Below are 14,342 nucleotides of genomic sequence, written 5' to 3'. Positions count from 1 at the left end.
TAACCAGGCCCAAATCCGAATGCAAAACCATTTGTAGTTGGACCATCTTTAACATTTACTCCTGCAAAACCTGCATTTGCTTCCAAGAAAAAACGTCCGTTTTTCAACAAGTTATCTATACCTTTTTCTCCTGGAGACACATAGTATCTAGATAAGGCCTGGATTCCATAGAGAGTAGCTTCAGAAGCACCTTCTGATTTAGCAGATTTAGTATAACCTAAATTGACCACTGCTCCTATCAAGAAGTTATCAGAAACAAAATAACCAACTTTTGGAGCTAATCCAACGTTAAATCCTGCACCTTTATTAAGTCCAAAGTTAAAACCGAAAAGTCCGTTGCTTGCTGTACTTGTAATACCACTACCCAAGTCGGTACCGATCATATAATCGCCTTTGCTCAATTGTGCATTTGAAATACCGACAGCGCCAAAAACCATGACGAATGTCATTAACATTGCATTTTTTAAATTTTTAGAAGGGCTCCTTCTGACCTCTTCGCAATTTAAATTTTTACTTTGAATGTCTAGTTTACCATTTTCAGCGATTGCGGAATAAAATTTGTTTGTTTTTTTCATCGTATTATACATTTAAATGTAGAAGGCATAATTTCCAAACCTAATTTTAAATCTAATAACACTATAGATGTATAGAAGATATGTTAGATTTAAATTCATCAGCTGCAAATTGTGCTTCTGGGTTGTTAATATTAAATCTATCCTAAATATACGATGTGTTGGAATATTTTCGAATATGGCACAGCCAAAGTTTTGTTAAATGTTACTGAAAATCAAACTCTTATAGGAACGGAGATAATAATCGGACGGCTCTTTCCCACAGTAATATATATTTTGGTCGTTGAAGCCATACCGATGCATCGATCATTTCAGACTCTTCTAAATCATCATAAAAGACATCCGTCAATTGTTTTGCAAGCGAATTACCGTACACTATCGCATTCACTTCAAAATTGAGATCAAAACTTCGGTAATCCATATTTGCCGATCCAACAATTGCTAAATTATCATCAATGACCATTGTTTTGGCGTGAACAAAGCCTTTGTTGTATTGATAGATTTTCGCGCCATATTGCAAGAGTTCCGTATAATAAGCACTTGCCGCAGCATTTACCATTTTAGAATCTGAAATACCGGGAATTAAAATCTTGACGTCCAATCCGCTTTGAATGGCGATAATCAAAGCATCCATCAAGCTTTCTCCTGGAATAAAATACGGACTTGTGATATAGATGCTATTCTTTGCAGAACCAATGGCTTCCAATAGCGAATAGAAAATAACAGGCTGCTTACTATCTGGCCCTGATGCTGCAATTTGCACGATATCATTTTTTATGGAGTCATGTTGTGTTTGATCAGGAAAATACTTTTTATCATACTCTAAACATATTGGACTGCAAAAATTCCAATCGCACATAAACAAGTATTGTAAATACGAGGTCGCTGCACCTGTGATCATCAAATGGGTGTCTCTCCAAAATAAAGGATTTTCTTTTTTGAGATCGTTTCGGTATTTATCACTCATATTAATTCCTCCTACAAATCCGACTGTACCATCAATTATAATAATTTTTCGGTGGTTACGGTAATTGAGTCGGTTGGCCAAAGCATACCATCTTATTCTGTAAAAAGGGATTGTTTGTACACCAGCATCTTCTAATCTTTTGATAAATGCTTTGCCAAGCCCATGGCTTCCAAAATCGTCATACATAAATCGCACCTCAACGCCTTCTTGCGCTTTTCTGATCAGAATATTGGCCACAGAATTTCCTGTAATGTCATTTTCATAAATATAATACTCGATATGAATATGAGATTTCGCATTCTCTAAGGCTTTTAAGAGCTCTGGAAATTTTTCTTCCCCATTAATCAGCAGTTTCACTTGGTTATTTGCGGTTAACGGACTGCTTCCCGAATGCAAGATGAATTTTGATAAATTCTGATAGCTGCCGGCTACTAAGCCCGAAGTGCCTATCGATTCAGAATATGTATTCATTCTTTCCTTAATGCTTTTTCGAAGCGGTTCATCGTCAACAATTTTCTTCGAATACAACTTTCGTTTTCGATAATTGATGCCCACAGAAAAATAAAAAATCATGCCCACAAAAGGAACAAATACAATAAAAAGGATATAAGCCAACGCTTTAGTGCTGCTTCGCGTATCATATAAAACCCTTAAAATGACGAAAATAACTAATAATCCATATGCGATTTCTGCAAGTAAGATCCAACTCATATTAAAGTGTTTTTTGTAGTGTTAAATTAAGGTATTTCCTTCAATAAAAAGACCTCACATGTTTTAAAAACTTGTGAGGTCTACATAATAAAAATGAGCTATTTAAGTGATTTCAAGAACTTATTCGCGTTGCACTTCAGCAACTTCTTCCAGTTCCTCTTCACTTTCATCAAAATAGAGATAGCGTTCTTTACTATCATCCAATTCGTCCATCCATTCAGTATGGTGGGTTTCGGCCTTGGTACCAGTAACCACACTTTGGAATGTTTTATCTCTATAAGTTAAAATATTCTCGTCCTTATCCTGAAGCCACTCCTTAAACATCACGCCAACATTATCGACGTTAAAATCAGGATAGTCAGAAATCGCCAATAAATCTTTAATGTAAGCCGATTGAAAATCGACATCATCAGCACCCGAATGCAGTTTTTCATTAGCGCTTAACCAGGTATCAATATCGATGCGTCGTTCTGCTTTTGACGGTAATTCATAGCGCTCCATCATAAAATCTCGCGCCACCCAAGCCTGCGCATCAAACATGTTAAAGGTATAGTACTGATCCTGCATTCCTAAATAAATCAATTTTGGCAATTCGTTAAAGAATACGCCTTTATAAAGATTGTCAGGGTAGAGATTATTTTTGGTTTTTAAGCGTAATTCATCCGGTAGAAATGGGAATTTATGCTGGTATCCCGTACACATAATAACGGCATCAAATCTGGCCGATGTCCCATCTTTAAAATGGGCTATGTCGTCTTCAAAATAAGTCAATAACGGGACTTCCGTAATACCGTCTGGCCAATTCACACCAATCGGATTGCTTCGATAACTCAAAGTAACCGTCTTTGCGCCATGTTTATGACATTGCACGCCGATATCTTCAGCCGAATAACTACTTCCGATAATCAACAAGTCTTGATCTTTATAAGGATCAGCACCTCTGAAATCGTGCGCATGCATCACTTGACCCGGGAAATCCTCAATCCCTTTAAAGTAAGGCATATTTGGCGTTGAGAAATGACCTGAAGCCACCACGAGATAATCAAACACTTCCGTGTAGGTTTTATTGATTTTCAGATCGTCCAAAACCATTTCAAACTTTTCAGTTTCCTCATTATAGTTAACCCAACGCACCGTGGTATCAAACCGAATATAATCGCGCACTTTATTCTTTTTAATCCGTCCCTGGATATAATCGAATAATACCGGTCGGGGTGGATAAGAGGAGATTGGCTTTTTAAAATGTTCATCAAAGGAATAGTCTGAAAACTCTAAACATTCCTTTGGACCGTTAGACCATAAGTATTTATACATACTGCCATGGATGGGTTCTCCATACTTCCCAACACCGGTTCGCCAGGAGTAATTCCACATGCCGCCCCAATTACTTTGTTTTTCAAAACACACCACTTCCGGCACATCCAATCCTACATTTTTTGCTGCTTCAAAAGCTCTCAATTGCGCCAGTCCACTGGGTCCTGCACCAATAATTCCGACACGCTTTTGAGTCATTTTTCCAATTCTTTTGTTATTCATTTATAGTAATAGAGTTGTAGTCTGCAGAAAAAAACTTACATAAAAAGCATTTCTACAAACAATTATTAATTCTGATTTATGGAAAAAGCTGCAGTGGTGCAGCAAAAGGTACACTAGGTATTCAATAAAAATCAAGACTCAAGACAGACGAAATGGAGTCACAATACATGAATTATTTTTTTATTTTTCCGAAGTGGAGAATATAATGGTTTTTAGGCGAAATTCCAATTTTATGAATGAGAAAATAGAAAAAACAGGGGTTTAGAATAATGCCGCGAATGCACGAATTTAAAAATTTTATAGATTTTAATGCATATCCATAATCAGTAATTAGACATCTAATGTCTTAATTCCTTGATTTTAATAAAAGTTACACACTACGAGAGACTTCACAGGTTTCCAAAACCTGTGAGGTCTAGTCATTATAGAAGCTTCTCCTTCTTCTCACGAATCATATAGATACCGATTAAAATCAATACACCTCCAACGATGTACCATAAAGTGAATTCTTCGCCATCTAAAATTCCCCACATGACCGCAACAATAGGCAATAAATAGCTTACTGAACTTGCAAATACAGGCGATGTGTTCTGGATCAATTTATAATACAAAAACATGGCAACGGCGGTTCCGAAAACGGACAAAATCCCTAAATAACCCATCGCTTCCGTTCGTTCTGGTGTCAATTCAAAATTTTGAAAGAATCCCGTAAAAAATAAGATTATAAATGAGGGAATCGACCAAAATGAAAACACCGCCGCCGTTAACTTGATAGACGTCAAATCCGGAATTCTCTCTTTAATGACCAAAGCATTGACAGCATAAGACGCGCCTGCCAGAACGACAAGCATGGCATACCAAAATTGAGAGTCTTCGGAATTAGCTTCTGAAAAATAAATGAGGCTGGCGGCGCCCAAAAACCCGACAACACCTCCGAAAACTTGCGTTACGGTACTTTTTATGCCAAATAACAAAAATCCAAAAGCAAGCACAAAAATGGGGAATAAGGCATCCAAAATTCCCGCTAATGAACTGCTGACCTCTTGTTGTGCAATTGGAAACAGGAACATAGGCAGGAAATTCCCAAAAAAACCGGCCACTACCACCCAAAACAAAGTTTTACGAGGCATTTTAAAAATAGCGGGAAATCCAATAATCCCTAAGATAAGTCCCGAAACAGCGACACGAATGGCGCCAATCTCATAAGGAGAAAAGGCAAGCAATGATTTTTTCACTAGGATGAATGAACTTCCCCAAGTAAGCGCCAGGATGCTGAAAAGAAACCATCGGTTGTTAAGTAATTTTAACATCTGTCATATAATTTTAGGCCACTGATTTGAGGCGAACGTTATCTTGGTACATGTTGTGGTTTTTTCTTGGGCTCTCTAATGAGATAAATGCCAATCAATATTAACATAGCGCCTAACAAATACCAAATAGTAAATCTTTCGCCATCCAACAATCCCCAACTTACCGCGACAATTGGCAATAAATACGTAACCGTACTTGCAAATACTGGCGACACTTCCTGAATTAACTTATTATATAAAACGCCACAAATAGCAGTTCCAAAAACTCCTAAAATCATCATATAACCAATCCCTTCCCATGTTTCGGGAGAAGATTCAAAACTGGTAAAAAAACCAGAAAATGTCAAAGCAATCAATGAAGGAATGAGCCATAACGAAATGGCGCCACTCGACAATTGAAGTGATGGCACATGACCTAATCTATATTTCACAATCAATGCAGACAAGCCGTAACAAGCTGTCGCCAACACAATAAGTAAGGCATATAAAAACTGCGTCTCTCCAGCACTTGTTTGAGAGAAATACAACAGTACGGCAGCGCCCGAAAAGCCAATTACCGCACCAACAATTTGGATCAATTTACTTTTAATTCCGAAGAATAAAAATCCTATCACGAGCACAAAAACTGGCACTAAAGTATCTAGAATACCTGCCATAGAGCTGCTTACTTGTGTTTGAGCTATGGGAAATAAAAACGTGGGGAAAAAATTACCGAAAAACCCTGCGACACCCACCCATATCATCGTTTCCTTGGACATTTTACGCAATGCTGGCAATCCAAATTTCACGAGTACAATCCCTGAAATGACCATTCGAAGGGCACCAATTTCATAGGGACTAAAAACCAGTAAGGTTTTCTTGATTAAGATAAAAACACTTCCCCAAGTCAGGGCGAGGATGCATAAGACGATCCATTTGTTTTCAAGTGCTTTTGCCATTGTTTTGCTTTAAAAAATTTAAGCTGCAAATTTAAAACAATAAGCGCAGTCAAAAGCTTTTATAATCTCAATTATCAAACTTTTTGACCACGTAATATTTGACAGCTAATTCTGGAATTATAATCTATTAAAATGCGATTTTAAGATGGCTAATTAATTTTAAAACAAAGACTCAAATTTTTACAATTTGAGTCTTTAGTCTATGTTCTTTGTTCTAACAGCGAAGCGGTCTTAATTCTTTCTTACATATCCAATGTTTGTTCGCCACCTCCATTGATGAAAATGACTTGGCCGCTGGTCCAACTTGAAATTGGCGCCGCAAAATAAAGCACCGCACCGGCGATATCTTCCGCTTCTCCTAATCTTTGAATTGGTGTGTGCTTCAGCATGGCTTTCTCCAATTCGGGTGTTAATACCGTACTTAATGCATGCGTTCTGGTAGCACCTGGTCCAATGGCATTGATACGAATATTATCTGGTCCATAATCGAAGGCCAAGTTTCTCGTCATATGATTAATGGCTGCTTTAGAAGACGCGTACGCACTAATGGCCGGACTCTTATTGATCGATGCCATAGACGACATATTAATAATGCTTCCGTAACCCGCTTTTTTCATGTGTGGTGCTACCAATTGGCAAAGTCGCCACATACTAAAAACGTTCATGTCGAACACTTTCTTAAATTGCTCTACAGTAATATCGTAAGGACTTTCTTTACCAGCACCGCCGCCGCCTACGTTATTCACGAGGATTTCGATGCTGCCAAATTTTGCTACGGTTTTATCTACCAAATTCACTAAAGCTTCATCTCTGGTCACATCACAATCGATCGCAATGGATTTGCCTCCGTCAGCCCTAATTTCATTTGATGTTTTTTCTGCAGCCTCCAAATTATAATCTGAAACGACCACATTAGCACCGTAAGCCGCAAGTATTTCGCAACATGCTTTTCCTATTCCATTGGCTCCGCCTGTGACTATTGCGGTTTTCCCTTTTAAGTCAAAAAATTTTGATGTATCCATATGAATATTATTTATTGTTTATTTTTATTATTTATTTTTTTCCGATTTAACGTGATTCGATCTTATAAAAATCATGTCATAAATAGCTAATGTTCCTGATGAGAATATTAATTTTATTTTTTTAGAAACAAACTTTGACATAAAAACTTTCGTCTTCTTACAAATTTAAATCTCATATTTTCGACGCTTTACCAGGCTAGTCTTTGTTCTTGATTCTTAAAGCGAACCGGTCTTGATTCTTTTCAAACACAACTTTAATTACAACCTCTATAACCACATTTCATCAGCAACCTTAACCATTTGCTTTCCGATATTTTCTCCTGAAAACAATCCGATAAATGCTGAAGGAATTTTTTCAAAGCCTTCAAGAAGATTTTCTTTATATTTTAGTTGGCCAGTATTGTACCATTCGGCCAACTGTTTTTTTGCGAAATCAAATTCATCCATAAAATCAAAAGCTACAAAACCTTCGATTCGCGCGGATTTTTTAATTAATTGATGTGCTGGCCTTGGACCTGTTGGTGGATGATCACTATTATATTCTGAAATCTGTCCGCAAATTACCAGTCGTGCTTTACGATTAATATTAGCTAAAACGGCATCAAAAAGTTCGCCGCCAACATTATCAAAAAACACATCGACACCTTCTGGACAGGTGGCTTTAATGGCAGATTCCATATCTTCGGTTTTTTGATAGTTAATGCCTTGATCAATACCCAATTCGTTTTCCAAATACGCGATTTTGGCTTCTGATCCTGCAATCCCAATAACTTTACAGCCTTTGATCTTTGCAATTTGAACAGCAATACTACCTACCGCACCGGCCGCTCCAGAAACGACTACTGTTTCTCCCTTTTTAAGCAAACCAACGTTTATTATCCCAAAATAAGCTGCCAAACCAGGGATTCCTAACAAACCTACAGCGGTCGATATGGGCGCCAAAGACGGATCCACTTTTTCCAAAGCATCTGTGGAACTGGTTTGATATTTTTGCCAGGCCAAGCGACCGTGGACTATGGTACCTTTCTTAAAATTTTCTGATTTACTTTCTATGACCTGAGCGACAGTTCTACTGGTAATAGGTTTACCAATTTTAAATTTTACACCTGCCGCATCATCCTCACCTTTGTCCATAAAACCACGCATTCCGGGATCAACAGATACATAAAGACTTTTTAACAAGACTTCTCCATCTTTAAGAATCGGCATGTCGATAGCGCTGCTCTTAAACGTATTTTCTGTCGGAACTCCTTTAGGATGTTCAGCAAGAACAATTTCCATATTTTGTTGGGTCTTCATTTTTATTGCATATACGATGTAACGCTTCGAAAACAGGCCATTATATGGTCTTTAAAATTGTCAAAAAGGATCGACTCTAGAAACTCTACCTTTCAAGGTTTATTTCTTAAAAACTGTTTTACCTTCTTTAATCGTTTCCAAAACCTGAATGTTTTTAATATCCATTGGTTTTACCTTCAGTGGATTTTTATCTAAAATTACAAAATCTGCCAGCTTTCCTTCTACTAATGTGCCTTTAAAATTTTCTTCAAAAAACTCGTAAGCGGCATTGCTGGTAATTGCCTTTAATGCCAAATAAGGCTTGGCTCTTTCCTTTTCGCCGATAATAGCTCCTGAACGTGACACACGATTAACCGCGGTCCAAATTGTAAAAATCGGATCAATGGGCGTGACTGTGGCGTCAGAATGATTGGTTGGCTTTAATCCCAAACGTTCTGCGCTAACCATCGGACTTAAGAAATCGGCTCTCTGTTTGCCTAAATTTTCAACATGGACATCGCCCCAAAAGTAAGCGTGATTGGTAAAAAATGACGGTTCCATATTATACTGCACGAATTTCAACAACTGGTCCTGACGTGCAAACTGTGCATGAATCACAATGGTTCTTCGATCTTTATCCAAAGGCTGATTTAATTGAATACAGGCATTTCGATGGGCTTCCAAAACCATATCCACCGTGGCATCGCCATTACAATGCACAAATAATTGGTTGTCCTTATCATAAGCCATTACAAACAATTTATTCAATTCATCTTGAGTTAAACTTGGCAAGCCTCTGCAATCATGCGTACAACCAGGAACTTCCGACTTATAAGGTTTTGTAAAATAGGCAGTTTTACCCTGTGGCGAACCATCGGCGACAATTTTTGTGCCTTGCACTTTAAAGCCGTTTTTATAGGTTTTAAAATGCAGTGTAGAATCTTTTAAATTGCTTTCCAATTCAGAATAGCCTGCCAAGGAAATTAAATCAATATAAAACTTACCCGCATCTGCTTGGGCTTGAAAAAATCGAATGGTGTTGCGATCCGTCATTCCGTCTTGTGCCGTGGTAATTCCGTTCGCCGCATAATACTGTTGTGTAGTGTCGAAAAACTTCGCTTGTTTACTGGCCAATTCTTCTAACATGTGACGCACAAATGGATACATGGCTGTTTCCTGAACCAAACCAGTTGGTTCTTTTGAGTTTGGAAAACGAACAATATTCCCGCCTTCCGGATTTTTACTATCGGCAGAAACCTTCATTTTCTCGAGCGCCAACGTATTGGCAACCCCCATATGTCCACTGGTATGTTGCAAATACACAGGATTGTTTGGCAACACTTTGTCGATATCATTTTTGGTAGGATGACGTTTTTCAGCCAATTCTCCATCATCATAACCCCAACCAAAAATCCATTCGCCATCGGCAATCTTATTAGCTTCTTTATAGGCTTTTAAATTTGCCAGAATATCCTCGATATCAGTAACCGTCCCCACAGGCTCTGGATTCAAATCAACCTGTCCCATCGTATTGGACACCATACCAAAATGACTATGCGGATCAATAAATCCTGGCAAAAGCGTTTTTCTCTCAAGATCTATCTTTTTTGCATTTGGATATTTCATCTCTGCATCTGATTGACTTCAGACGAAAACAATCTTACCATTTTCCTCTACAATAGCTTCTGCATACGATGGTTTTTCAGAATGCATTGTGAGGATATCGCCATTGTAAAATAATTGAGCTGGATCTTTCGCGGTTTTTGCAGAATCGGTTGATTCTTCCTTGTTTTTACAGCTAAAGAAAGCAGTCACTAAAATGATGATATAAATTGTTTTTTTCATGTGTTTGTATTTATTGTTTTCAAGGGTCGCCTGCAGTTCGCGATTAATCATTTCCTTGGTTGATGAAATGTTGAACAGGCGCGTGTCATGTTCTTTTTTATGAATTTACGATGTTGGAGACAGCTTCCTTTTTCATCAGAAACCGTGGTTCGTTATCCAAATAATAGTTATCAGATAGCGTGATGATTTCAAAATCCAAAGTTTTATATATTTTTATGGCAGACGCATTATCAGGATGTACAGTTAAACAAATTTCTTTACAATCATTGTCTTCTAAAAGCCCAATCAATTCTTTAGTCAAGGTTTTTCCAATTTGTTTTCCTCTCGCGCCTGGATGTACACCTAAGGACAAGATCCACCCCTGCTCCTCTTTGGCTACAAGATTCCCTAAGGCATACCCCAAAATCTTGTCCTCTTCTTCAGCAATTAAAAAATAATCTTCAGAAATATCAAACAATTGCCGTAACATAAACAGCGGATAACTGCCCTCTTTAAAACTTAAGATTTCAATTTCATGAACTTTTTTAAGATCGTCTACGGTTGCTTTTCGTATGCTTATCATGGGTTCTGTTTTCAGAATTAAAAGGTTTTTATTTTTAAATATCTCCTTTTGGAGCAATTTCTTGATGTTTTTCATCGAACGATCTTCTAAAGACATCGCCATCTTTAATTAGAGCAATCCTTTTTTTAACGGATTAAAATTGGTGTTATAATAGCTTAAAAGCAGTTCATAAGGACTACGCTATTTTATTTTGATTTTCATCAACTTGAGCTTGAACAATGAACGTTATAAAAAACAAGCAAATTGCTAAAAAGTATTGATATAGCATATGTTTATTGCTTAACTTTTTCAATAATCATGCTCTCTTTCAAAGTGAGATAATTAATAATAGCCGAGACCACGCCTGCAATAACACCTATAATAATTAACGCAGAAACTAAAGAAACCTCAACGGTACCCATAAATTTTTGCCATAACACTGCTAATGAGATCAATACCCCAAAAGTGAAAAACCCATGTTTTATAGTCAGCCAAACTGTGGTGGGAAAAAACGGTGCTTTTTTTACTTTAATGCCAAAATAAGCAACCAAAGTCAAAATCATCGATAAGGTAATCGCCAAAACTACTGCAGTTCCCAAAACGGTTTCTTCAGAATTTGTGATGGCATCGACGGAAACCGGAATAACGGATTTATCTTTTAAGAAAAAATATTGGATGCCTTTTACTAAGCTAGGTTGTTTTTGTGTTGCCATAGTGTCCTATTTAATAATCCATAATTAAAAAGCAATTGACGATAGCGTAGCAAGTATTTATTTTATGATATTAAGTGTGTTAGTATTTGACAGCTATTTATCGTGTTTATTTCTGCAATACAATATCCAGGACTTTGTTATTTGCAAGTAAAATTTTACAATCCTTATATGAAGGCGCTGAAAACTCGGGTATTATATTATTTGAGAATCCGTAACCTTCCTTTGGAATTCCCAACATATTACGATTGCATTTACCATCCGAATTTTCATCATGATACAAGGAAACAGCATATTCGCCTTTGGGCAAATCTTTAATAATGATGGTTTCCTTCGCTTTATCAACAAATATCGTATAATTCTTAAAGGCCGCACCATCTTTCAGAAAGGTTGCTTCCTTATCAAAACACCAATAATGAGTTCTCCTTTCAGGATTTTAATATTTGAAATCAAGTTGTCCGATTAAAGTTGCGTTGACCTACTAAGAATAATGATAAATAAAGGTCTTTCAATGTTCTGATCCTCAATCTCCTTCATTTCGAGGTTTTTTGAAAACTATTGCTAAAACATCATAACCTATTCTAATTATTAATTTCAAAGTCATTATTTTCAACTAATTACGTGTTTAGTCTTTGTTCTTGGTTCTATCAGCGAAGCGGCGGTTACTGAGCTTGTCGAAGTGTCTTAATTCTTTTCCGGACAATAGTGATTTGAAATATTGATTATCAGTTGAGCATTATCATTGGACACTAAACTTGAAAAAAGCGAAAGATATATAAGTATGATATTCATGAAAATCAATTTAAATTAAAATTAATGATAGGACAACTGGCCACTTACCACTTTCGCCGGTTGTGTATACGGATGCTCCTGTGCTTGATGCTCACTCATAATATGGATCACGGTCCAGCCATTTGCTTTGAGCTGATCTGAAATCATGGAGCGATGACACCGCCACCAAACCGCTTCCGAACACATGATGGCGCATTTTTTTTCAGAGGCCAACACTTCCAATGTAGTAAATGCCTTTTTGAATTCAGAAGTTTCCATATAATCGGCGTAGCCTCTAAATGATGGATGTCGCCATACCGTGTTTTTCGATTCGGGATTAACTTTTCTCCGGCCTCCCAAAGCTTCTATATGCGTGTACCAAAAGCCTTCTTCAAGCAAATCAGATTCAAGCCTATCTTCATTAAACTGCGGATATTTTCGAGATCCTGGAAAACGGCGTACATCGATAAGACGTTCTATTCCGTAGATGTTCAGCAGCTCCAAAAACTCTTCAATGGTTCGGGTTGAATGTCCTAAGGTCCATATGGTCTTATCAGGGTTCAAAAAGAATGAGCTCTATTGTCTTATTATTTACAGAAATTTACGCCATTTTTTTGATATTTTGAATAACACCACCATCAATTAAAATATCGGTTCCTGTAATAAAGCGCGCGGCGTCACTTGCTAAAAAATAAATGACATCCGCAACATCTTCAGGTTGACCATTGCGTTTTAAAGGTGTAGCCTGTTTAATGGATTCCATAAGTTCAGGGTGTTCTTCTGCCGCCTTTAATCCCATGGCCGTTTCAATAACCCCAGGCGATACACTTACAATTCGCGCACCTTTTTCGCCCCATTTATCCACATTTTTGTGAGTTAGCAAGATGACTCCACGCTTCACAAAATTGTACATGATATCTGAACTTTCATTCACAAATTGGCTTACCGTTTCAAAAGATCCAGTTTCTTGTGGATTGCTTAAGGCATCATCATATTTCTCATAGGGTGGAATGGTATGAGCCATCATTGAAGAAAGTAGAATAGCTACCGAACCTTTTTCAGCAAGTTCGTAGAAAGCGTCCACTAAAAGTTCTGTTGCAATGAGGTCAATCGTATATACTTTTTTAAGATCCTTTTCGGTGCCGCTTACGCCGGCTGTATGAATTAACGCTTTTAACGACCCCTTGTCTGCCACAAATTTTACAAGTTTTTCAATATCGCTTTTATTCGTAATATCGCAAGCAATTCCGGAAACATCAAAGCCTTCTTTTTTAAGCGTTTCCACAGATTCATCAACCATTTTTTGGGAATAATCGGTAAGAATTATCGGCTGATCTTTAAAAGATTTTGCACAAGCTTGGCCAATGCCGCCTGCACCTCCTGTAATAACTATCATTTTTTTTTGAGCATCCATTTTCAAAAATTGTTAAAAAATTAATACTAATTAGTGTTATCGTGAGATTGGAGTATCAATCTATATAAACACCGGTTAAAAAACATGTTTCTAACCAGCGTCTGTTGTAAAGTGCAATAAGACTTAGTAGCGTGTTTGTTACCGCAGCAAAACCATTGAATTTATCTGCTCGTTTTGGAAGTAACAAATGTCAATTCCAAAATTCATATTCAATGCGATCATTTGGTTAAAAATATACCGCTTCAAATACTGCCAAAGGCGCTCTTCGTCCAACGTTTAAAGATAATATGTCGCCATTGATGTTATAATTGTCAGCCAATTCAAAAATCTTTAAAAATTCAGATTCGTTGACATCGACATCTGGGCACATCATCATTGTAGTGGCCATATTGTTAAAACGTACTCTGTTACCTTCTTCTAAGGTATATGCTCCTGAAATGGTGTTGCACCCAGCAAATCCTGTAACTCTATTATCTTGTGAATTTAAGGTGAAAAAGATTTCACGCTGTTGGTTTTTAGACATTTTAACCTCTTTACCTTCTAATGTTTTCAATTTCCAATATTTTTCTACAATTGGTGCATTAGCTTCTTTTTTAAATTCTGCCAATGGTGCCTTTTTTGCTTTATTAAGCGACAATATGCCGTTAACAATCGTGAAATTATCTGCAGTCTCAAAAACTTTTAATATTTGGGCTTCATTAATATCTGAATCAGGACAAGCCATTCG

Annotated in this window: 14 protein-coding genes; all 14 read right to left on the bottom strand. The window is 37.2% G+C overall.

Going from position 1 to position 14,342, the window contains the following annotated elements:
* A partial coding sequence (locus ABIQ28_RS15105; RefSeq protein WP_348038780.1) for a hypothetical protein occupies positions 1-575 on the bottom strand: 575 nt, incomplete at its 3' end.
* Between the two features lie 220 nt (positions 576-795).
* A complete protein-coding gene (gene cls, locus ABIQ28_RS15100) occupies positions 796-2,250 on the bottom strand; it encodes a cardiolipin synthase (RefSeq protein ID WP_348038778.1) in 1,455 nt (484 codons plus the stop codon).
* Positions 2,251-2,370: 120 nt separating this feature from the next.
* Positions 2,371-3,762 carry an NAD(P)/FAD-dependent oxidoreductase gene (locus ABIQ28_RS15095; protein ID WP_348038782.1) on the bottom strand — a complete coding sequence of 464 codons (1,392 nt, stop codon included), beginning with the start codon at positions 3,760-3,762 and terminating at the stop codon, positions 2,371-2,373.
* Between the two features lie 446 nt (positions 3,763-4,208).
* Entirely contained in the window at positions 4,209-5,096 is an 888-nt protein-coding gene (locus ABIQ28_RS15090; RefSeq protein WP_348038776.1) for a DMT family transporter, read from the bottom strand.
* Between the two features lie 38 nt (positions 5,097-5,134).
* Positions 5,135-6,034: a DMT family transporter gene (locus tag ABIQ28_RS15085; protein WP_348038774.1), complete on the bottom strand. Its 900-nt coding sequence runs from the start codon at positions 6,032-6,034 to the stop codon at positions 5,135-5,137.
* A gap of 242 nt (positions 6,035-6,276) precedes the next feature.
* Positions 6,277-7,056 carry a glucose 1-dehydrogenase gene (locus tag ABIQ28_RS15080; protein ID WP_348038772.1) on the bottom strand — a complete coding sequence of 260 codons (780 nt, stop codon included), beginning with the start codon at positions 7,054-7,056 and terminating at the stop codon, positions 6,277-6,279.
* A 267-nt stretch (positions 7,057-7,323) separates the two neighbouring features.
* Entirely contained in the window at positions 7,324-8,355 is a 1,032-nt protein-coding gene (locus ABIQ28_RS15075) for an NADP-dependent oxidoreductase (protein ID WP_348038770.1), read from the bottom strand.
* Between the two features lie 99 nt (positions 8,356-8,454).
* Entirely contained in the window at positions 8,455-9,960 is a 1,506-nt protein-coding gene (locus ABIQ28_RS15070; RefSeq protein ID WP_348038768.1) for an amidohydrolase, read from the bottom strand.
* Between the two features lie 18 nt (positions 9,961-9,978).
* Positions 9,979-10,179: a hypothetical protein gene (locus ABIQ28_RS15065; protein WP_348038766.1), complete on the bottom strand. Its 201-nt coding sequence runs from the start codon at positions 10,177-10,179 to the stop codon at positions 9,979-9,981.
* 97 nt (positions 10,180-10,276) lie between these two features.
* Positions 10,277-10,741, bottom strand: a complete 465-nt coding sequence (locus tag ABIQ28_RS15060; protein WP_348038764.1) for an N-acetyltransferase — start codon at positions 10,739-10,741, stop codon at positions 10,277-10,279.
* 272 nt (positions 10,742-11,013) lie between these two features.
* Positions 11,014-11,433: a hypothetical protein gene (locus ABIQ28_RS15055; RefSeq protein WP_348038762.1), complete on the bottom strand. Its 420-nt coding sequence runs from the start codon at positions 11,431-11,433 to the stop codon at positions 11,014-11,016.
* Positions 11,434-12,243: 810 nt separating this feature from the next.
* Complete coding sequence (locus tag ABIQ28_RS15050; protein WP_348038760.1) at positions 12,244-12,765, bottom strand: DUF488 domain-containing protein; 522 nt, start codon at positions 12,763-12,765, stop codon at positions 12,244-12,246.
* Positions 12,766-12,802: 37 nt separating this feature from the next.
* The gene (locus tag ABIQ28_RS15045) at positions 12,803-13,615 is read right to left on the bottom strand and encodes an SDR family oxidoreductase (protein ID WP_348038758.1); all 813 of its coding nucleotides are present in this window, start codon (positions 13,613-13,615) and stop codon (positions 12,803-12,805) included.
* Positions 13,616-13,841: 226 nt separating this feature from the next.
* Positions 13,842-14,342 (bottom strand): META domain-containing protein (locus ABIQ28_RS15040; protein ID WP_348038756.1); only part of this gene is annotated, 501 nt, incomplete at its 5' end.

This window comes from Gelidibacter sp., from assembly GCF_039916245.1.
In the GTDB taxonomy this organism is placed as follows: Bacteria; Bacteroidota; Bacteroidia; order Flavobacteriales; family Flavobacteriaceae; genus Gelidibacter.
This window is presented reverse-complemented; position numbering and strand designations above follow the sequence as displayed.

Coding starts and splice junctions, on each gene's coding strand:
- cls (WP_348038778.1), bottom strand. CDS start 2,250: ATGAGTTGGATCTTACTTGCAGAAATCGCATATGGATTATTAGTTATT.
- ABIQ28_RS15095 (WP_348038782.1), bottom strand. CDS start 3,762: ATGACTCAAAAGCGTGTCGGAATTATTGGTGCAGGACCCAGTGGACTG.
- ABIQ28_RS15090 (WP_348038776.1), bottom strand. CDS start 5,096: ATGTTAAAATTACTTAACAACCGATGGTTTCTTTTCAGCATCCTGGCG.
- ABIQ28_RS15085 (WP_348038774.1), bottom strand. CDS start 6,034: ATGGCAAAAGCACTTGAAAACAAATGGATCGTCTTATGCATCCTCGCC.
- ABIQ28_RS15080 (WP_348038772.1), bottom strand. CDS start 7,056: ATGGATACATCAAAATTTTTTGACTTAAAAGGGAAAACCGCAATAGTC.
- ABIQ28_RS15075 (WP_348038770.1), bottom strand. CDS start 8,355: ATGAAGACCCAACAAAATATGGAAATTGTTCTTGCTGAACATCCTAAA.
- ABIQ28_RS15070 (WP_348038768.1), bottom strand. CDS start 9,960: ATGAAATATCCAAATGCAAAAAAGATAGATCTTGAGAGAAAAACGCTT.
- ABIQ28_RS15065 (WP_348038766.1), bottom strand. CDS start 10,179: ATGAAAAAAACAATTTATATCATCATTTTAGTGACTGCTTTCTTTAGC.
- ABIQ28_RS15060 (WP_348038764.1), bottom strand. CDS start 10,741: ATGATAAGCATACGAAAAGCAACCGTAGACGATCTTAAAAAAGTTCAT.
- ABIQ28_RS15055 (WP_348038762.1), bottom strand. CDS start 11,433: ATGGCAACACAAAAACAACCTAGCTTAGTAAAAGGCATCCAATATTTT.
- ABIQ28_RS15045 (WP_348038758.1), bottom strand. CDS start 13,615: ATGGATGCTCAAAAAAAAATGATAGTTATTACAGGAGGTGCAGGCGGC.